The organism is Haloechinothrix alba, from assembly GCF_900188115.1.
GTDB lineage: Bacteria > Actinomycetota > Actinomycetes > Mycobacteriales > Pseudonocardiaceae > Haloechinothrix > Haloechinothrix alba.
Genome location: NZ_FZNW01000006.1, coordinates 235062 through 255894 on the forward strand (window position 1 = coordinate 235062; position 20833 = coordinate 255894).

Sequence of the window (20833 nt, forward strand, 5' to 3'; positions counted from 1 at the left end):
AAACGGAGACAGCGTGACGGTTAGCTATGAGGCGGGCTCGCTGGTGCGTTCGCGTGGGCGCGAGTGGGTAGTGCTGCCCGAGTCGGAACCGGAGTTTCTGGTGCTGCGCCCGCTCGGCGGGGCAGATGCGGATGTCGCGGGCGTGTTCCCCGAGCTGGAGGAGGTCGAGGCCGCCACCTTTCCACCGCCCGAGCCGGACGACGCCGGTGATGCGATCAGTGCCGGGCTGCTGCGCACGGCGCTGCGCGTGGGCTTTCACTCCACGGCGGGCCCGTTCCGCTCGCTTGGCGGCCTCGCGGTGGAGCCACGTCCATACCAGCTGGTTCCGCTGCTGATGGCGCTGCGCCAGGAGGTGGTGCGGCTGCTGATCGCCGACGACGTCGGCATCGGCAAGACCATCGAGGCGGGCCTGGTCGCCAGCGAGATGCTGGCCCAGGGCGATGCCCGCGGCTTGGCCGTGCTGTGCAGCCCCGCACTGGCCGAGCAGTGGCAGGAGGAGCTGCGCACCAAGTTCGGCATCGACGCGGAGCTGGTACTGCCAAGCACGGTCACCAAGCTGGAACGCAACCTCATGCAGACCGAGACGCTGTTCGACAAGCACCCGTACGTGGTGATCTCCACCGACTTCATCAAGTCACCGCGTAGGCGGGACGAGTTCGTGCGGGCTTGTCCGGATCTGGTGATCGTCGATGAGGCGCACAGCTGCGTGACTGATGGCGACGGTCAACCCGGCAGCGGCCGCACGCAACGCTACGACTTGCTGCGCAAGCTCGCGGCAGACACCAGCAGGCACATGGTCCTGGCGACGGCCACCCCGCATAGCGGCAAGGACGAGCGGTTCCGCAACTTGCTCGGCCTGCTGGATCCGGAGCTGGCCACGATCGATCTCGAGCGCCAGCAGGGCCGTGAGCGCCTGGCGCGGCATTTCGTGCAGCGCCAGCGCGGCGATATCCGGAACTTCCTCGACGAACGCACGCCATTCCCGAAGGACCGGCTGACCCGGGAGGAGCCGTACGCGCTGGCCAGCCCGTACCGCAAGCTGTTCGACACGGTGCTGGACTACGCCTACGAGGTCGTGCGCGATTCCGAGGGCGGCACGGTGCGCCAGCGCGTGCGGTACTGGTCGGCGCTGGCGCTGCTGCGGGCCCTGGCGTCCTCGCCTCGGGCCGCGGCGGCCACGTTGCGCACGCGGGCACGCAACGTGGAGGCGGAAACCCCGGATGAAGCCGACGAGCTGGGGCGCTCGGCGGTTATGGACACGGCCTACGACGACGCCGGTATGGAATCGGCCGATGCCACCCCCGGTGCCGACGACACCCACGAGGCGGGCTCGGCGGATCCACACCGCCGCAGGCTGTTGGATATGGCCAGGCAGGCAGACAAACTGGAGGGCACCGCCAACGACGCCAAGCTCGCCAGCGTGATCAGCACGGTGCAGGGTTTGCTGGCCGACGGGTATGACCCGATCGTGTTCTGCCGGTTCATCGACACCGCCGAGTATGTCGCCGAGTACCTGACGGACGAGCTCGCCGATACGGCCGAGGTGCGCTGCGTGACCGGATCGCTCCCGCCAGCGGAGCGGGAAGCCCGCGTGCACGCGCTCGGCGCCGTCGAAGGACGCCATGCGCTGGTCGCCACCGACTGCCTGTCCGAGGGCGTGAACCTGCAGGACATCTTCCAGGCGGTGGTGCACTACGACCTGGCGTGGAACCCGACCCGCCATGAGCAGCGGGAGGGCCGCGTCGACCGGTTCGGCCAGCCGAACGAGACGGTGCGCGCGGTGACCATCTACGGCCAGGACAACCCGATCGACGGTGTGGTGCTGGACGTGCTGATCCGCAAGCACGAGAAGATCCGCAAGGCGCTCGGGGTGTCGGTGCCCGTCCCGGACAGCAGCGACCAGGTTGTCCAGGCCGTGCTGGAAGGTGTGCTGCTGCGCCGCGGACAGTCCGAGCAGCTGGTCCTGGACGGCATCGGCGAGGAGCACCGCCAACAGCTGGAACGCGAGTGGGACAGCGCCGCCGACCGGGAACGAACCTCGAAGACGAAGTACGCGCAGCACGGCATCAAGCCGGGCGAGGTACAGGCCGAGCTCGACGAGATCCGCGCCGCGCTCGGCACCTCGGACGAGGTGGAAGGTTTCGTCGCGGAAGCACTGGACGCGCTGGGCTCCACACGGACTCCGATCGACGGCGGATTCACCGCCACCACGGAGACCTTGCCGAACGGCCTGCGCGATGCGCTGACCCCGGACCGCAAGGAACCGCTGCCGATGCACCGGGACCTGCCGGTGCCACGCCGCCATGCGCATCTCGACCGCACCGACCCGAACGTGCGGGCGCTCGCCGGATACGTGCTCGACACGGCGCTGGATCTCAGCATCGAGGACAGCTACCGCCCAGCGCGGCGGTGCGGCGTGCTGCGCACGAACGCGGTGTCACGCAGGACCACCGCGCTGCTGGTGCGGTTCCGCATGCACATGACCATCCCCGGGCGCGCGGGGCCGCGCGCCGCGGTGGCCGAAGAGGCGAAGGTGCTGGCGTTCCGCGGCAGGCCGGACGATCCGCAGTGGCTGGATGAGGATGAGGTGACTGCGCTGCTGCAGGCGCAGCCGGGCGGCAACGTCCCGCCGGATCAGGCGCGGGATTTCATCACCCGCGCGACCGACGGCGTCCCGGCGTTGATGGACGCACTTAACGCGAAAGCCGACGAACTGGCGGCCAAGCTGCGCGACTCGCACTTGCGTGTGCGGGAGTCGGCCGGGCAGCGCGTGCGTCGGCAGCTGAGAGTCGAACCCCATAAACCGGCCGATGTGCTCGGCGTGTACGTGTATCTTCCCATCGCGGTAGGGGGCCAGTGATGAGCAGCGGTTCGCAGTTCACGTCCGTGCAGGTCGCCGGCAACCTGCTGCCGTCGGATCTGCTGAGCAAGGTCATCGACGCGAGCGAGCTGGATGGCTTGCGACCGGCCGACTACCACCTGGCGCCTGGCGAAGGTCTGCGGCAGGCAGCCTCACGTGCCTGGGACTACCTGACCGGCGTGTGGCAGGCCTACCGGCGGGAAATCGACAACCTCGGGGAGAGCGCGCCGACGACCGGGATCACCCGGGAACGGTGGCTGCTGATCCTGCTGCGCGAGCTCGGTTTCGGCCGCGTGCCCACCACGCCCAGCGGCGGACTCGCTGTGGGCGACTCCGATGAGGAGCAGTTCCCGGTCAGCCACCGCTGGGGGCCGGTGCCGATCCACCTGCTGGGCTGGGGCATCGCGCTGGACCGCCGCACCAAGGGCGTCGCGGGTGCCGCGGGCGCGGCGCCGCAGTCAATGCTGCAGGAGCTGTTGAATCGCTCTGATGAGTACCTGTGGGGCATCGTCGCGAACGGCCAGCGACTGCGGCTGCTGCGGGATTCCACCTCGCTGACCGGCTCGGCCTATGTTGAGTTCGACTTGGAAGCGATCTTCGACGGCGAGCTGTTCAGCGACTTCGTGTTGCTCTACTTGCTAGTGCACCAGTCCCGCTTCGACGTCGCTGAGGGTGCCGGGCCGGAGTCGTGCTGGCTGGAGACCTGGCGCAACGCCGCCGCCGAGCAGGGCACGCGGGCGCTGGAGCGGCTCCGCGAGGGCGTGGAGGAAGCGCTCACCACACTGGGCACAGGTTTTCTGCAGCACCCGGACAACGCGGGGCTGCGGGAGGCGCTCGCGTCCGGACGGCTGAGCAAGGAGGACTATCAGCGAGCGCTGCTGCGCGTGGCGTATCGGCTGCTGTTCTGGTTGATCACCGAGGCGCGCGGGGCGTTGCTGGATCCGTATGCGGACGGCAAGGCGCGCGACCGGTACGAGCGGTACTTCTCGGCGAACCGGCTCCGCGAGCTGGCGCGCCGGCGGCGGCGCGGCGACCGGCACGGGGATCTGTGGCAGTCGGTGCGCCTGGTCTTCGATGGTCTCGCTGCCGAGGACGGACTCCCCAAGTTGGGTCTGCCGGGTCTCGGCGGTCTGTTCGACCTGATGACCGTGGACGAACCACTGGAGAACGCGGGTGATCCCTCATCGAGCAAGCGGCGCGCGGAGTTGCCGAACGAGGCGCTGCTCGGCGCGATGCGCGCGCTGACCATCGTGCGGGAGAAGGGCGGCGGCCAACGCCGCCTCGTGGACTTCCGCAACCTCGGCGCGGACGAGCTCGGCAGTGTCTACGAATCGCTGCTGGAGCTGCATCCGCAAATCGACACGCAGCGGCTGACGTTCACGCTACACGGCGCGGCCGGTAATGAACGCAAGCTCACCGGCTCGTACTACACGCCCGGCTCGCTGATCCAGTCGCTGCTGGACTCGGCGCTGGACCCGCTGCTGGACGAGGCGCAGCGGGCCAACGATCCGGTCGAGTCGCTGCTGAGCGTGACCGTGTGCGACCCGGCCTGCGGCTCGGGACACTTCCTGGTGGCGGCGGCTCGCCGCATCGCCAAACGCGTCGCCGCGCTCGAAACCGAAGAAGCGGAACCGTCGCCAAGTGCCGTGCAGGCGGCGCTGCGCCGGGTCGTGGGCCGCTGCATACACGGTGTGGACATGAACCCGATGGCCGCCGAGCTCGCCAAGGTCGCGTTGTGGCTGGAGGCGATGGAGCCCGGAAAGCCGCTGTCGTTCCTGGACGCCAATATCCGTGTCGGCAACTCCCTGCTCGGCGTCGCCCCGAAGCTGCTCGCCGACGGCATCCCGAACGAGGCCTTCAAGGCGCTGGAAGGCGACAGCAAGGACGTCGTGAAGCGCCTGACGAAGGCAAACAAGGAACAGCGGGCCGGAGTGTTCGACCTGTTCAGCCAGGGAGTCGGCACGACCAACGCGGCCCTGGCGCGCGCGACCGCGAGCGTGCTCGCAACGCCGGAAACCCTGGCCGAGGTGCGCCGTCAGCAGAATCGATTCGACGACGTCGAACGGCAGCGCAGCAGTGCGCAACTGGCTGCGGATACCTGGTGTGCCGCGTTCGTGCAGCCGAAGACCGCGGACACCGAGTCCGTGGCCATTACCCAAGGCGCGTTGCTACGGGCCGGTGGCCAGGACGGCATACCGGACAGTATCGCCACCCGCGTGCGCGAGCTCGCGCAGGACTACGGGTTCTTCCACTGGCACCTGGAGTTCCCGCATATCTTCCAGGTTCCCGACGACGGCGACGTCGATCCGGACACCGGCTGGTCCGGCGGGTTCACCTGTGTCCTCGGCAACCCGCCGTGGGACAAGATTGAGTTCAAGGAACAGGAGTTCTTCGATACGCGGGAACCAAGCATCGCCAACGCGTCAGGAGCCAAACGGAAGAAGCTAATTCAGGCGCTTGCTCGGAGTGACGAGCCTGCCGACCGCGCCCTGTACGACTCGTTCGTTGCGACGTACCGCCGGGTGGAAAGCACCGCCCATCTTATCCGCAATTCTGGACGCTACCCTTTGACTGGACGAGGGCGCCTGAACACGTATGCGGCTTTCGCGGAGAACGACCGCACCATCATCGGGCAGCGTGGCCGGGCCGGTGTCGTGCTGCCCACCGGTATCGCCACCGATGCGACGACGCAGCACTTCTTCCGGGACCTGGTGGAGACCGAGAGCATCGCCTCACTCTACGACTTTGAGAACCGCAAGGGGATCTTCCCTGACGTAGATAGCCGCACCAAATTCTGCCTGTTCACGATGTCCGGGCGCGCGGTGCGCGAGACCAACGCCCGGTTCGCGTTCTTCGCCCTCGACGTTGCCGACCTCGCCAAGCCGGACGTGGTGTTCTCGCTGAGCCCGGAGGAGATCAAGCTCCTCAACCCGAATACCGGCACGTTGCCGGTATTCCGCTCCCGCCGCGACGCCGAGATTACCCTCGGCATCTACCGGAGGGTTCCGGTCCTGGTCAACGAGAACGACCCGGAGAACGGCAACCCGTGGGGCGTGTCGTTCATGCAGGGCCTGTTCAACATGACGAGCGACTCGCACCTGTTCCACACCCGCGAGGACCTCGAACACGCCGGCTGGACCCTCGAAGGCAACATCTTCACCCGCGGCGAGGACCGCATGGTGCCGCTCTACGAAGGACGAATGGGCCACCAATACAATCACAGATTCAGCAGTTCGGACGGAGATGAGTCATCCTTAGAGGATCTGGATCACAGCGACTTCCTCGTTCGCCCCGCATACTGGGTGTCCGAAATTGAAACGGAGAAGCGACTCGGTCGTCGCAAGTTCGCATGTAACACTGGCCTGCTTGGGTTTCGCCGTGTCGCACGAAATACTGATGAACGTACCTGCGTAGCCACCATTCTTCCGTGGGGAGCCGCATCTTACGGTTGGATCATCTCAGCAGGGCCGAAACCTGTCGGCATGCTAGTTCTGGCATCAATATACAACTCGTTCATATTCGACTATTTGATCCGCAATAGCCTAATTCAGCCGAGCATTCCGCAATCTACCGTCGAGCAGCTGCCGGCGCTTCATCCGGATGGGTTTCCGGAAAAGGCACCGTGGAGTTTGGACGAATCTTTAGAAGACTGGGTAACTCGGCGCGTTCTAGAATTAATTTATACATCAATCGATCTGGCGGCGTTCGCAAATGACGTCGGCGACACCGGTGCGCCCTTTCGATGGTGCCCAGCTCGACGGGAGATCCTACACGCAGAGCTAGACGCAGCTTACTTCCATCTATACCGAGTTCAACGTAACGACGCTCAATACATCATGGAGACATTCCCGATCGTAAAGCAAAAAGAGCAATATTCCTACGGTGAATACCGCTCCAAACATCTGATACTCGCCATCTACGACAGTATGTCCGAAGCCATTGCGGCTGGCGAACCGTATAAATCCAGACTTGACCCTGCGCCTGGAAAGGGTCCGCGCCATTTGGATCTATCGGACAGGTAGTAACGCCGAATAATTCAGTCTTGCCCGGGAGTATCGATGCATATCAACCGCGTCAAGGTCAGGAATTTCAGGAATATCGACAATATTGACCTGAATTTGCAGCCAGGTAGCGTGATCGTAGGTGAGAACCAGTCTGGAAAAAGCAACTTCCTTCACGCGATCCGTCTTATTCTCGACTCCTCGCTTTCCTATAATGACTTACAGTTGAGCCGTGAAGATTTCTGGGATGGATTATCTGACGGTACGCCCGACTGGGACCCGATGGCAAATCGCGAAATCATTGAAGTGTCGATTGAAATCGTCGAATTCGAAGACGACAAACAACTCCTTGCTGCCCTATCATCCGCCTTGGTAGCAGAAGACCCCCCGAAGGCTCAATTGACGTACAGGTTCGGACCCGTTGACACTGGTGACGAGGACCCAGCCGATATACCTGAGTATCAGGGTCTGGTGCTCGGAGCGGGAGACCAGCCGGTCTCGCGCAAGCTACGACGACACTTGCACTTGCAGTTCCTGCCTGCCTTGCGCGATGTTGAGTCTGCGATCAGAAACTGGCGATCCTCACCACTGCGTGAGTTACTAGAGGTGGCTGCGCGCAGCTTGTCGGAAGAGGACCTAGATAATGTAAAGCAGGCGATCCGCGACGCAAACAGCCAGGTCAATCAGCTTGAACAGATCACCGATCTAGGACACAAAATTACGGAACGCCTGATCGCAATGATCGGTGAGAATCAGGCGATCGAAACCGAGCTAGCGGTGGCGCCCGAGGACCCCATGCGGCTGATTCGTGCGGTGCGCCTGTACATTGATGGTGATGCTCACCGGCCATTGTCGAGTGCGAGCCTTGGCACGCTCAACGTATTGTATCTTGCGTTGCTCGAACTTGGCCTCGATTCGCGTTTAGCTGACTCGCATATAGCTCATGTCGTCATGGCGATCGAAGAACCTGAAGCACACCTCCACCCGCATTTGCAGCGGGTGATATTCCGGCGAAAATTCGACACCAATGTTGCGCCTCGTACGATTTTTGTCACGACGCAGTCGCCGCACATCGCCAGTGTTGCTGACCCGAGGAGCTTGATCGTGCTGAGGAGCGGCGAGCGTGCTACAGTCGCAGCAACGGCGGTAGACGCCAATCTCACCGAGAGTGAGTGGCACGACATGGCCCGTTACCTGGATGCTACGCGAGCGGAGCTCGTGTTCGGGCGCCGGGTAATCTTTGTCGAAGGGTTCGCCGAACAGGTTCTTGTGCCCGTGTTCGCACGCGCGCTTGGCATGGATCTCGACAAGTTGGGTATTAGCGTCTGCGCTATCCATGGCACTCACTACTCGTCTTATGTGCGCTTCTGTGAAGCACTAAAAATCCCGTGGTCAGTAATGACCGATGGTGACGTCAATAACTCTGGCGAGCGAGCAGGGGATCGCCGTGCCGCAGCGTTGCTGGAGATACTGGGGGCGAGTGGTGCCGACCCGGCCGAATGCGGTGTATTCGTCGGCGAAACCACGCTGGAGTACGACATCATCACCGCGGACAGCGCAAATGCCGTTGTCTGCAACGAGACGCTCGCCGAACTTGCCACCGGCTCGTCGAAACATACTATCGCGAGTTGGGGCAACCAGGCGCCGAGTTTTGACGACCTCATGGCGATGATCAAGGCCGTTGGTGGTAAGGGCCGGTACGCACAGAGGCTCTGTCTGTGTGAGGTGCAGCCGCCGCAGTACGTAGCCGACGCTCTGAGGTACCTGGTGGCGTAATGAAATCACTTACTGCCGCGGTCAACGAATTACGAGCAAACGAGCGCCAATGGCAGGCGTTCCTCACCGAGGGGCACTGCGTTGTCCTTGCGCCACCCGGCAGCGGGAAGACGAAGCTGCTTGCGACCCGGATTGCGTACGACCTGGCGACTAGGATTGCGAGTCCACATGGTGCAGCTTGTGTGACGCTCACTAATGCCGCTGCCGCTGAGCTACGAGACCGCGTCGGCCTGCTTGGGCCGGGTCGTGAAGGTAACCTGTTCATCGGAACCGTCCATAGTTTCGTCTTGAACGCCATAGTCTTGCCGTTCGCGTCGTTGGCCGGACGCGCGGATCTGCAATATGTGACCATCGCCGGGACGTCCGAGATCGACGAAGCATTCGAATCGGCGGTCAGGTCGGAATATAGGGAAGACGAGAAAACCTACGACGTCAAATCCACGATCAACGTCTTGCGCAATCGCCTTGCCACCGACGTCGAGTGGGCTAAGACTAACCGACGAATCCGCGCAGTTGCCGATCATTACGTGAGTAACCTGCACCAGCGGGGCCTTATCGACTTCACCGAACTTGTCCACATAGCGGTCGAATTTGTTGAGAATCACCAACTGGTGCGTACCGCGCTCATGGCGGGGTACCCGCACCTATATGTCGATGAATACCAGGACCTGGCGCCAGGTCTGCACCGGTTGGTCGGAGCACTATGTTTCGAGCAAGACGACGGATCGGAACTGTTTGCTGTCGGTGACCCTGACCAAGCCGTCTTCGGATTTACCGGAGCTGAGCCAGAGTTTCTGGCTGAGCTGTCCGAGCGTCATGACGTGGAGACCGTTACGTTGCAACGGAACTACAGGTGCGGCGAAGAGATCGCTCGAATGGCGCACAACATGAAACAGAGCGATTCGTCAGTGATTGGTAACCACGAAGGTGGGACTGCCACTGTGACCTGTTGTCCGCAAGGATTCGGCGAGCAATGTGAGCACGCGGCTAGTAGGGTTTTGGATAGCTCTAATGAAGGATCCGTGCTGCAGCAAATTGTCGTAATATGCCCGACGAACGCGCTTTGCGCGAAAGCCGCGGATATTTTTCGGCAATGCAATATTCCCGTTTTTTATCGCAATGCCGAACATTATCGGTTTACCGAAGCAACTTCGTTCGTCGAAGGCTGCGCGTCTTGGGCTGTACGTGGGCGTGAGCTTAGCAAGCACCGGCTCGGGGAACTCCTGAGCCGGTGGCGGGGTCTCTGCGGAAAACGAGATCAAATCCGTAACGACACGGCGCTCACGACGGTGTTGGCGGAGTATGCAGTTCGTGGTGACGAGCGTGCCCATCGATTCCTGGGTGACATACTCGATGCCGGCCTCAGCACGGCTCTCAAACGGCCAGCACTCGTTAATGACGCACAGGAGATCGCGCGGATGAAGTCAGCCCTCACCAATGGTGCGCTGAAAGAGTTGACAGTCCGAGAGCTCGGTGAGCGTTCCGGATCGACCGGCCGCGTCGAGATCACTACGATGCAGTCGAGTAAGGGTCTTGAATTCGACACCGTAATGATACTCGGTATGGACCAAAAGCTCGTGCCGCATTTTGGTTCCATCGGAGACGCGAAAAAAATGGCCGAGGAGCGTCGTAAATTTTACGTGTCGCTTACGCGTGCCCGCAATCGCGTCCACATCTACTATTCTGGTCATGTGGATTGGAGCAAGAGGCGGGTATCAGCGGGTCCTAGCGTATTCCTCAAGGAGATAGGACTCGTTAGGTGATATCATATTGAGAGGAATGCATAGGCGGCTAGATTATGTGGAAGTAGCTGGATGGTTCACGAAATCGGTGTCAGAGTGAGGAATGAAGGGGGTGGTGGGGGAGGTTAGGTCGGCTGTTGATCTATGTTGATTCGTCAACGATGCCGGTGTGGCACGTTGCGGGTGAGGCGACGGTGGTAATGTGAAGGCGCAACTGTGAGGTTGTCGCCGAGTCGTGGGTACCACTCCGCTGTATTAGGATGGGTACGAGCTATACGTTTAGCACGCTGAGAATCGGGATGTTGACGAGCAGTGCGCGGCAGAATCCTCATTGAGGATTACTCATGCTCGGCGACATCTTCGTCAAGCACGATGGAGCCTCGCGCGGCGTCGATGACCCCGATGCGTATGTCGTCGGGGTATTCGTAGACGACGCCATCCGAGTCAATTCTGTGGCACATATCGGCATTCACGTTCGTCGGTGCAGCGGGTGGGGCCCCGGCCGGTGCGGGGATTCGGGGCGGCGCTGGTTGGGGGTAGCGCATCTCCCGCACCGGCCGGGAGGCTGTGTGCGCCCGTCGGCAGTGCGCGTGCGGTACTGAGTCGGGAGCGATCCTGGATAGTTGGTGTGGTTGGTGTGGACTGGGTCGCTAAGGCGAATCAGCTGTCCGATCGAGGTGCACGATGGCGTCGCGCAGGACGCCGCGCAGTGCGCCTACGTTCAGTGGTTCGATATGCCACGGGCCCGGCGCAGACGCGTCCAAAGAGAGTCCGGTCGCCGTTACGTCGACCAGAAGCAGGCAGCGGTGCCCGTCTCGATCGCGGCAGTCGATGGTCCACGCGTCCGGCGCGCGTGCGCGCGTCAACCGGGCTACCTGGCGCTCGAAGGCTCCTACGCGCCGGTCTGTACCCATCGTGTGCCCTCCAAGCCGTGCCCTCTGCGTGGTCAACCTCGGAATATCGAGAAGTATTACGCGGTTACGGTAACCTATCAATAGGACGGTTTGGTTCACGGGTGTGGTGCCAATGTAGTATCCGATCGTCGTACTGGTTCCAGTCGAAAGCGAGGACGCGCGATGCCGCCGGTGTCCCCGACGGTTGCTCGATGGGAGCTGGGTATTCGGCTGCGTCGACGACGCGCGCAGCTAGGTATCGACGTGCAGACCATCACCGCGCGACTGGGCTTCTCGCGCAACTATTGGTCGGCCATCGAGAACGACCGCAAGCTCCTGTCCGAGGAGAAGCTCAGGACACTACTTGAACTTTACGAGTTCGACGAGGACGAGCAGCAGGAACTACTTGCACTACGCGAGTCTGCTAAGGAACGCGGCTGGTGGAGCCGCTACTCGGCCTTGTTCAGTGAGGAACTACTGCGCGTGTACGGGCTTGAACACGGCGCGGAAAGCATTCGGACCTACGAGAGCCTGCTCGTGCCCGGCCTGCTGCAAACGTCCGACTACGCCCGCGCGCTCATCTCGTCCGACCTTGCCAACATTCGCCAGGTCGAGGTCGACCAGCGGGTCGAGGTGCGCATGCGGAGGCAGCAGCGACTGTCCGGGGACGATCCGCTGCAGCTCACGGCCGTGATCAGCGAAGCTGCACTGCTCCAGCAGATCGGCGGGACGGAGGTGCTGAGTCGGCAGCTGGAGTATCTCGCCGACATGATTGAGAAGTATCCGGAGACGATCGAGTTGCGGGTGATCCCGTTCACGGCGACCGCTGGCGGAGTGCTCGGCGCATCCACTTTCCATGTGATCGAGTTCGCTAGCGCTGAGCTACCGAGTTTGGCGTGGCAAGAGACCGTCACGTCGCAAGGCGTCATCGAGAGTGAAACGCAGGTCCGCGATCTCGCCATGACCCACGCACAAGCGCTAACCCAGGGGTTGGACCGGCAAGAGTCCCTGGAACTCATCCGGCGGTACGCCAGGGGGTAGAGTTGCATGCATGAGTTCGCGTCCGCGACATGTCACCCCGCAGACCGACTGGTTTAAGAGCAGCTACAGCAGCTCGACTGGCACGTGCGTAGAGGTGCGATTCGCTGACGCGCAGGTCGGAGTCCGCGATAGCAAGAGCAGCCAGTCCGACGAGTCTGCACTGACGATCGCCCCGCAACATTGGGCCGCCTTCATTGCCGGGTTGTCGGCGTAGTCGGCAACAGACGTACACCGGCAGTAGCCTGAATATACCGTACGACAGCGAGCGTCGGTCATCACCGCATGCGGGTATGGCCTCCTGTGAGTGCTGTCCGTCCGTCACCAACCGGACCCGACCAGCTCATTGAAGAGACGCTCGGCGTCACGCTCCTGCTCGACCACCTGATGAGTATGCCGCATGAACTCCGCGCGATTGGTCGCGACATGCACACCGGGTCGGCCCTGCAGCTTCTTCGCCCACTCGGTGGAGGCGACAACATCGTCGGTCAAGATCACGGGACGACCGTGTTCCACAGCCTTCCTGGCCTGTGTACGAGCGCCACTGTGTTCGCCTGCCTCGACGACAACTGTCGCCCGGCCATAGCCGGACATCACAGCATTGCGCATCGGGAAGCTGTGCCGCTGCGGCGGCGCGTCGGGCCAGAACTGAGAGAGCACCAGGCCAGCTTCTGCAATAGTGTCCTGCAATTCGCGGTTCGACTCCGGATACGCGCGCGAGATGCCGGTCCCGAGGATTGCAACCGTCCGGCCATCGGCGTCCAAGGCTGCTTCGTGCGCCGCGGTGTCAATCCCCTCCGCTAGGCCGGACAACACGGTGATGCCCGCTTCTACCAGGTCGCCGGCGATGAGGCGGGCGATGTCCCGAGCACGTTCCGACGCCTTCCGGGATCCCACCACGGAAACAGCCAGATCGTCCGGCATCACTCTGCCCCGGGCGAACAGGAAGGGTGGAGCCTGGTAGATCTCCCGCAAGCGGGAGGGGTAATCCGGATCAAGGATGCTGAGGAAGCGCCAGCCGTGATCGGCCCACGAGTGTAGGTCCGACCGAGCTGACGAAAGCATGTCGGGCGTGGCTGGATCTGGGAGGAGCGCGCCCTCGTCGCGGCTCGCCCACGCTGCTTGCGCGCTGCCGTGCTCCAGTACACGCTCCGTCGCATCAGACCAGCTCGTTCCTTTGGGGAGGCTGCGCAGGAGCGCGACCAGGGCGATGTGTTCCTCGCTCGGGCAGGTCATGCCCATACCGTAGGCGGTCTCGCACGACCGGGCCCGATCTGTCGGACTTGCTCATTAGCATGCTCACTGACGCCGTAATGAGCATGTTAGCGAGCATGTTGGACACGTACAGTGCTGGATGATGAACTCAGCGATCTCGTCAGCCGTGGACTCGTACTCCAACGTGGGAGCAGACGGTGGGCGCACTACGAACTCGCGTCAGAGATCGAATACGCGGTACCCCCGGGCCGCCATGATGACCCTCGACGAAGGGGTGCAGATCCGTGAGTGACCCGTTCGACGCCGTGCTCCCGAACCCGTACGGCGAACAAGCCTCGGTCAGCACCTCGGCCGCAGCGAAGGGAAGCCGAGCAACGACGGAAAACACGACGTCCGGGAGCAGCACCATGCGTCGGCCCCTGCTACTGCGCACGATGTTCGACGTGTTGCGTCGCGCCGACGGGCCGTGCGCTGCGGGCGACGTGCTCGCCGCCGTCGCCGAGCGCGTGGACCTTACCCCGGACGAGACGCACCGGTACGCGCATTCCGGCGGCTACCGCTATCGCACTTACCTGCATCGAGCATCGTCCTGGGCACACCGCGTTGGGTGGATGGTTAAGCACGATGGCCGGTGGGAGCTGACCGCCGCAGGCAAGACGGCGGTCGACAACATCCAGGATGATGGCGAGCTGGCTCGTGTGCTGCACCGCCTCTACCGCCAGGCCCGGCACGTCAGTGGAGTACTGGAGGCGGTCGAGTACGGGTCCTGGGTAGCACTGTCCGACGTCGCCGCTGTCACCAACGTCCCGACTGAGCAGCTCGTCGATCTCTTCGGCGCCGGTGGGGTGACCAACAGCCATCGCGTCCTGGCCGACGACGGCTCGCTCCGGTCGGACGCCGCGGGAGGTGACGCGCAGCGCGAGCAACTCGCTGACGAAGGAATCGTCTTTGACGCCGTCGAACAGGCCGACCCCACAGCGCGGGTGACGATCGAGGAGCTACGGCAAGCTCTTGCCGATACGGCTGTCGATGCAGAGTCCACGGGTACGCGCGCCTGGCTGGTGCGCGGGTCCAGCGTCGACGGGCACAACCTCGTGCCGACCTGGCTGACGCAGGGCTGGGTGTCGCTGGCCGCCACGAACCTGCGTGCCCTCGACCTGCCGGTCAGCCGCGCGCAGCTGGGCGAGTTCGTGGCCACCGACTACCAACACAAGGCCTACGCGGTACGGCAGAACAAGGTCGCCGAGTTCGACGCGTTCCTGAACCAGATGAAACCGGACGACCTGGTGCTGACCACCTCGGGCGGCAAGATCTACGGCGCGACGATCACCGGCCCCGCCAGCTACACTGTCTCCGAGGACGGCCACTCCAACCTGCGCCGGCCTGTGAGCTGGCTCAACCGCGAGGCGCCGATCGCGTTCGGTGACCTGCCCGAACCGCTCCCTGCCAAACTTGGCAGCCAAGCCGACGTCGTGGACCTTACCGACGCGCTACCGGCGATCGAAAGGATGTTGCTGCCGGAAGGAGAGGCGGTACCACCCCGCGAGCTCGCCCTGCCGAATGCTTCCGAGGATCTGGCCCGGTCACTACATCTCGATCAACCGTGGCTGCAGGAGATCATCGAGCTGCTGCGGGACCGTCGTCAGCTGATCTTCTACGGTCCGCCGGGCACCGGGAAGACCTACGTGGCCCAGCAGCTCGCGGCGCACCTCACCGAAGCGCACGCGTACAAGCTCGTGCAGTTCCACCCGTCCTACTCCTACGAGGACTTCTTCGAGGGCTACCGGCCGGTCAAGACCGAGGACGGCACGCTGAGCTTCGAGCTGCACCCGGGCCCGCTGCGACGCATCGTCGAGGTCGCCCGCGACGACCCCTCCACGCCGTACATCCTGATCATCGACGAGATTAACCGCGCCAACCTCGCCAAAGTCTTCGGGGAACTGTACTTCCTACTCGAATACCGCGACCGCTCGATCGACCTGTTGTACTCCACCGAGGAAACCGACTTCACGCTGCCGCCGAACGTGTTCTTCATCGGCACCATGAACACCGCCGACCGATCCATTGCGCTGGTCGACGCGGCAATGCGGCGCCGGTTCGCCTTCATCCACCTGCACCCAGCTGAGCCGCCGGTCCGCGGGGTGCTGGGCCGCTGGCTCGACGTCCATGAGCTGCCCGACGAAACCGCCCGCCTGCTCGACGAGCTGAACCGGCGCATCGACGATCCCGATTTCGCCATCGGCCCGTCGTTCTTCATGCGGTCGGACGTGCACCGCGAAGGCGGCCTCGCCCGCACGTGGCGCACCGACATCCTGCCGCTGCTGGAGGAATACCACTACGGCGACCAGGTCGATGTGCCGGACCGCTACGACCTGGAGCTGCTGCGGCGCGCCATCGCGCCTGCCCGAGACGTGGCGGGCGAGCAGGCCCTCGGCGAAGATGTGGTCGCCGGGGAGACAAGCGGCGATCAGGGTGCGCCATGACACTGGTCGAGCTCGAGGAGAACGGGGCACCGGTGGAGCTGCGGTGCACCGAGGCTGAAGGCCGCGCGCTGGCCGAATCTGGCGTGGTCGATGCCCACCCCGCCACCTACGGCACCGACCTCTGGGTGATCCGCGATAACGGAAAGGTTGGCGTCGCGTGTATCGACGACATCGAGGTCTGGGTGCATCCCAAGATCCGGATTGACCGGTTGCTGTTCCTGCTCGGCTACCTTGTCACCCCGCGCGGCTGGCGCCCCGACACTGCCGGGCTGAGCACTGTCGAGGATCTGGTGCCTGCCCTGGCGCAGTCGCTGTGGCGGCAGGCGGAGCGGGCGTTGGCGCGGGGGCTGCTGCAGGGCTACCGGGAGTACGAGGACACCAGCCACGTGTTGCGCGGCCGGCTCCGAGAAGCCGACCAGCTGCGTAAGCACCACGGCCTGCCGATGCCGCTCGAGGTGCGCTACGACGAGTTCACGACCGACATACCCGAGAACCAGATCCTGCGCGCCAGCATCGACCGCATGCTGCGCGTGCCGCGCGTCGATGCCGACTCGCGCAAGCGCTTGCGCGGGTTGCGGCAGCGCCTCTCGGACGTCTCTCCGCTCATACCCGGCAGGCCGTTACCCGGCTGGGTGCCGTCCCGGCTGAACACTCGGTACCAACTGGTGCTGGCCGTAGCCGAGCTCGTCTGGCGGGGCACCTCGGTGGAACACCAGCAGGGCTCCGCCCGAGTCAACGGCTTCATGGTGAACATGGCGCAGGTGTTCGAGGACTTCGTGACCGTCGGACTCAGCGAGGAGATCACCGCACGCGGCGGTCGACCACGCAGCCCGGCCACGTGCTCCCTCGATACCGCCGGGCGGGTGACGACGCAGCCGGACCTGGTCTGGTACGAGCGAGCCGAGCCAGTGGCAGTGGTGGATGCGAAATACAAAGTCGAACGAGTCGGCGGGTTCCACGACAACCTGTACCAGATGCTCGCCTACTGCACGGCGCTCAACCTGCCGCGTGGGCATCTCGTTTACGCTAAAGGCAACACCGAACAAGACCGGTACGTGGTGCGCAACGCGGGCATCGAGATTCTCTGCCACACGCTGGACCTGCAGGAGCAGCCGGACGAGCTGCTGGCCCAGATCAGTGCGCTCACCGCGGAGATCGCGAAGCACCCCTTGCCGATGTAGGAGGATGTCCCGGAGCTCCGCGGACCTCGGGACATCCCCGGTGAGCTACACGAGAGTGAGCGCGTGTTCAGCCGAATTGTCGCGAGCCTGGCTGGGCGTCACGGATGCCTGGCTGCCGCCCTCGACGGACATCATGACAAGACCAAACATCAGCGAGCTGAGCTCGTCCGGTGTGAGGTGCACGGCGGCGGCTACATCCTGCATAGTTCGCCCGCTGCGGCGGAGCGCGGTCAGGACCTTGCTCAGTAACTGGGAGGATTCGCGTTCGATACCCTGGCGCTCCGAACTCCGGTACCCGCACCGGCTCAGCTCGACGCACATGCTGCGGTACTGCCAATCACTGAGTAGACCCACCTCATGGAGACGGTAGGTGAGTGCGAGCGCTGATACGCTCCAGTGGCGCTTGGTGGTCACGACCTGATCGAGTAGCGGTGCATGCGGCATTGCGGCGCGGATACTCGTTGAGGGCATCAGGAGTGCACCCGCGAACGTGTTGGCCTCCTGCTCGGCTACCGGGCCGTGGGCATGTTTGGCGCCGCCATGCATCACGAGGTGGCCGAGCTCATGGGCTGCGTCGAACCGAGAGCGCTCCGGTGTCTTTGCCATGTTGAGCATGATGTAAGGCGTGCCGTGATGCCAGAAGGAGAAGGCGTCAACGTCGGTGTGTTCGCGAGGGAGGGAGAACACGCGAACGCCCCGGGCTTCCAGCAGGTGGATGAGGTTGGGTAGGGGAGAATTGCCCAACCCCCACCGCGCCCTCGTCATGTCCGCAGCTGTCTCGGGGTCGGGTCGCTCCAGTGTGGGGATGTCTGCGGCAGGCAGAGTGAAGAGATTCTCGAGCCACGCGTTAACCTCGGCGGCTATAGTTCCGGCACTGAGCGCGGCAGCGCGCTTGCGTTGACTTACCTGACTGCGGGCGCGAAAGGCCGCTGAACCGTCGGGCACCTCGTCGCAGCAAGGCTGGTGGAAGAAGGCCTCCGGAAACGAGAGTTCGGTAGCAAGCACCTGGAGGGTGCGCTCGCTCGGCTGTTGCCGACCGTGCTCATAGTTGGTAACGCTTTGTGCGCTCAACCCAAGGCGGCGCGCCAGTTCGACTGTGGTGAGGCTGCGGCGCTTGCGTGCCAGGCTGATGCGTTCCGGGGTAACCATATTGCCGTCATTGTCGTAGAGTTACTCGCTGTTACTCTGACCGGGTCAACGCCAGTTAACCGGTACATCCACTCCGAGAGGCTCGGTTGGCTCTGGCTCGATCGCGGGCTCGAACTCAAAGGGAGAGAAGCAGCATCGCTTCGCCCACTCGGTGATGTTCGTTCCGGAGCTCGTTGGTGCAGGTTGCGACAGTTCGGCATGCACGGTTCCGCTGCCGTTGGCTTCGCCGTTCTTGAAGCGGGTGACGAGGAACCACACCTTCATTGCGTCGACCTCTGCGGTGCCCAGAAGCTCGTCGAGGCCCGGGAGCGGTTGGTTCACGGAGTTGTTGCTGATGGTGAGCTTGGCTATGGTCACCCCCTTGGGATAGGTGCTGCTCAACGGGCTATGGAGATTGCCGGTTCCTTCGTCTCCCTGCATGACGCCGAGCAACACCTTCCCGTCTGGTCGACGTGCCATGGGCGCGTTGGCTGGGTCGATGGGCTGCCATCCTGTGGCGTGGAGGTCGTCGCGAAGGGCGCCGACGCGTCCGATCCAGTCACGCAGTCCAGGTGACGTTGTGGGCTCGAACGAGGTGGCGCGCCGACGCTCCGTCACGCCCGCCCGGATAGCCTTGCTCAGAGGTTCACGCGAAATCCCTAGCTCTGCGAGCAACGCATCGACCGTGTCGGTGCCGTGATCGGCTTCGGATATCCAATCGGGCCGGTTGTTCGCGGCAGACTCAAGCACAGCGCCTCCTCCAGTGCTTATGAAAACGGTACCGCATCTGAGGAGGCGATGTCATAACCGATCCGGCGTGTCGCCTGACAGAGTGTGATAGCTATAGGGATGGCCTACTTGGGAGGTCTGTGGTTCACCGGAAAGTGATCCATGGCCGCTTCGAGCTGCAGCGGTTGCCGCTCGGCTGGGCGGCCGCGATCGCTGCGCAGACCTGCTCGGTGCTGTCCGCAACGCACTGTGCTTACCTTGTGCATCGCGATCTCAAGCCCGGCAACCTCATGCTCGAATCTGATGGCACCGTCAAGGTGCTCGACTTCGGCCTGGCGGTCGCGCTCGACCTCGCGGTCATGTCCCAGATCACCCGCTCGGGACAGAACATCGGCACACCTGCCTGTATGGCTCCCGAGCAGGTGCTTGCAGCCATGAGCCGAGCGCAGACTGAACCGTACGCGTTCGGTTGCACGCTGCACGAGATGTAGGCCGGTCGGCACCTGTTCACCGGCTTCACGTCGTATGCCGTGATGAACTAGCAGGTCGATGCGACACCGGAACGGGCTCGCAAACTCCGACCTGACGTACCGGCAGGATTTGACGACGTCATGCAGTCACTGGTGGAGCAAGCTCTTGCCGGCGACCAACCCGCCGTATCGGCAGGCACACAGCTAGGGCACACCGAACTCACACCCGACTGGCGGTGCGGGCCTACTGGCGCCGCCACTCGCCGCAGCCGTCGGTTTCGAACGCGGGGTCGCCGCAACGGTGGTTCCGGTTCTTCGGGGGCAACCGGATGTGCGGCGCCGGGGTCGTTGTCGTACGTGGGGACCTTCTGGGTTGCTTGGCCGGTCGTCGCCGGTGGGATAGAGATGGTTGGTGCCGTACCGACGGTTGAGTTCGGCACGGAGCCGGTCGAGCGCACGGTGCTGCGCGCGGTAGCGACGTTCGGCGACATGAGGCCCGCCCGGGCGTCGTGCGAAGCGAAGTCGTGAACGAGAACAGGTTAGCTATGAAATGTGAATGAGGTCAACATGCTATCCGCATGGAGGGTTGTTCACCAGAAGCGACGTGAACACCTACTCCGCACTGCGGTAGGGCCGCACGGCGTCTACCGCGCTGTCTTGTGTAGGGCCCAAGCGGAACTGGTCGAGGTGCAGCACTCCCGGTACGGCAATGCCGTCCGGGCCGGCCGCAAGACCGCTGCTCTCAAGCGTGCGGTGGCCGCGTGTGGCCAGCACGGTGCCAGGCCAGCGCCAACGTCGTCGCGCCCGATGACAGCCACGTTCTGAGCGTTCACCGGTTGCTGGATGATTACTCGCCGCACCTGTTGGCGCGGTGTAGCCGAGCGGGGAACGCGGGCATTGACACCTGATGGTGCAGCTTCATGCTGGTGGGCACAGGCCGACAGTGACCTTCCCCCATTGGACTGGACACTCGAGTTGATTGGAGAGTGTCCGTGTGACCGAAGGGCAACGACGAGCTCGCCGGAAGTTCTCGGCGGAGTTCAAGCGGGATGCCGTGGAGCTGGTGCTGACCGGCGGCAAGTCGGTGGCCGAGGCGGCCCGTGACCTGGGTATCTATGACTCTACGCTGGGGAATTGGGTCAAGCAGGCCCGCATCGACCGCGGTCAGCAGGAGGGGCTGAGTACCGAGGAGCGCACGCGGCTGCGGGAGCTGGAGCGGGAAAACGCCAAGCTGCGCATGGAGCGTGACCTGCTCAAACGAGCCACGGCCTTCTGGGTGAGGGAGTCGACCGAGTGACCCGCTACCGCTTTGTTGAC

General features: G+C 63.6%; 13 protein-coding genes. 10 read left to right on the forward strand and 3 right to left on the reverse strand.

Features of this window, described 5'->3' with window-relative positions; all coding sequences use genetic code 11:
* Positions 1-13: 13 nt before the first annotated feature.
* The 6 genes from CHB84_RS07685 to CHB84_RS07710 all read left to right on the forward strand — a co-directional run bounded on the left by CHB84_RS07685 (position 14) and on the right by CHB84_RS07710 (position 12527).
* Positions 14-2860, forward strand: a complete 2847-nt coding sequence (locus tag CHB84_RS07685; protein ID WP_089300799.1) for a helicase-related protein — start codon at positions 14-16, stop codon at positions 2858-2860.
* Positions 2860-6882, forward strand: coding sequence for an Eco57I restriction-modification methylase domain-containing protein (locus CHB84_RS07690; protein ID WP_089300800.1), 4023 nt, complete (start codon positions 2860-2862; stop codon positions 6880-6882). The genes CHB84_RS07685 and CHB84_RS07690 overlap by 1 nt, the downstream gene beginning before the upstream one ends.
* Before the next feature lie 36 nt (positions 6883-6918).
* Positions 6919-8637, forward strand: a complete 1719-nt coding sequence (locus tag CHB84_RS07695; protein WP_089300801.1) for an ATP-dependent nuclease — start codon at positions 6919-6921, stop codon at positions 8635-8637.
* Positions 8637-10400, forward strand: a complete 1764-nt coding sequence (locus CHB84_RS07700) for an ATP-dependent helicase (RefSeq protein ID WP_089300802.1) — start codon at positions 8637-8639, stop codon at positions 10398-10400. The genes CHB84_RS07695 and CHB84_RS07700 overlap by 1 nt, the downstream gene beginning before the upstream one ends.
* Positions 10401-11455: 1055 nt before the next feature.
* Positions 11456-12313, forward strand: coding sequence for a Scr1 family TA system antitoxin-like transcriptional regulator (locus CHB84_RS07705; protein ID WP_089300803.1), 858 nt, complete (start codon positions 11456-11458; stop codon positions 12311-12313).
* 10 nt (positions 12314-12323) lie between these two features.
* The gene (locus CHB84_RS07710; RefSeq protein WP_089300804.1) at positions 12324-12527 is read left to right on the forward strand and encodes a DUF397 domain-containing protein; all 204 of its coding nucleotides are present in this window, start codon (positions 12324-12326) and stop codon (positions 12525-12527) included.
* A gap of 104 nt (positions 12528-12631) precedes the next feature.
* On the opposite strand, the gene CHB84_RS07715 is transcribed toward CHB84_RS07710, so the two are convergent.
* Entirely contained in the window at positions 12632-13546 is a 915-nt protein-coding gene (locus CHB84_RS07715) for a DNA-processing protein DprA (protein WP_217898486.1), read from the reverse strand.
* A gap of 263 nt (positions 13547-13809) precedes the next feature.
* Here CHB84_RS07715 and CHB84_RS07720 point away from each other — a divergent pair, with 263 nt between their 5' ends.
* Together CHB84_RS07720 and CHB84_RS07725 are read left to right on the forward strand one after the other, a co-directional pair.
* The gene (locus CHB84_RS07720; protein ID WP_089300806.1) at positions 13810-16008 is read left to right on the forward strand and encodes an AAA family ATPase; all 2199 of its coding nucleotides are present in this window, start codon (positions 13810-13812) and stop codon (positions 16006-16008) included.
* Complete coding sequence (locus CHB84_RS07725) at positions 16005-17189, forward strand: McrC family protein (protein WP_089300807.1); 1185 nt, start codon at positions 16005-16007, stop codon at positions 17187-17189. The genes CHB84_RS07720 and CHB84_RS07725 overlap by 4 nt, the downstream gene beginning before the upstream one ends.
* Before the next feature lie 45 nt (positions 17190-17234).
* Here CHB84_RS07725 and CHB84_RS07730 read toward each other — a convergent pair whose 3' ends face one another.
* Together CHB84_RS07730 and CHB84_RS07735 are read right to left on the reverse strand one after the other, a co-directional pair.
* Positions 17235-18338, reverse strand: coding sequence for an XRE family transcriptional regulator (locus tag CHB84_RS07730; RefSeq protein ID WP_089300808.1), 1104 nt, complete (start codon positions 18336-18338; stop codon positions 17235-17237).
* Positions 18339-18383: 45 nt separating this feature from the next.
* Positions 18384-19067, reverse strand: a complete 684-nt coding sequence (locus CHB84_RS07735; protein ID WP_089300809.1) for a hypothetical protein — start codon at positions 19065-19067, stop codon at positions 18384-18386.
* A gap of 119 nt (positions 19068-19186) precedes the next feature.
* On the opposite strand from CHB84_RS07735, the gene CHB84_RS23450 reads away from it, so the two are divergent.
* Positions 19187-19537 carry a protein kinase domain-containing protein gene (locus CHB84_RS23450; RefSeq protein WP_245818615.1) on the forward strand — a complete coding sequence of 117 codons (351 nt, stop codon included), beginning with the start codon at positions 19187-19189 and terminating at the stop codon, positions 19535-19537.
* Between the two features lie 973 nt (positions 19538-20510).
* The gene (locus tag CHB84_RS07745) at positions 20511-20813 is read left to right on the forward strand and encodes a transposase (RefSeq protein ID WP_176439828.1); all 303 of its coding nucleotides are present in this window, start codon (positions 20511-20513) and stop codon (positions 20811-20813) included.
* Positions 20814-20833 lie beyond the last annotated feature (20 nt).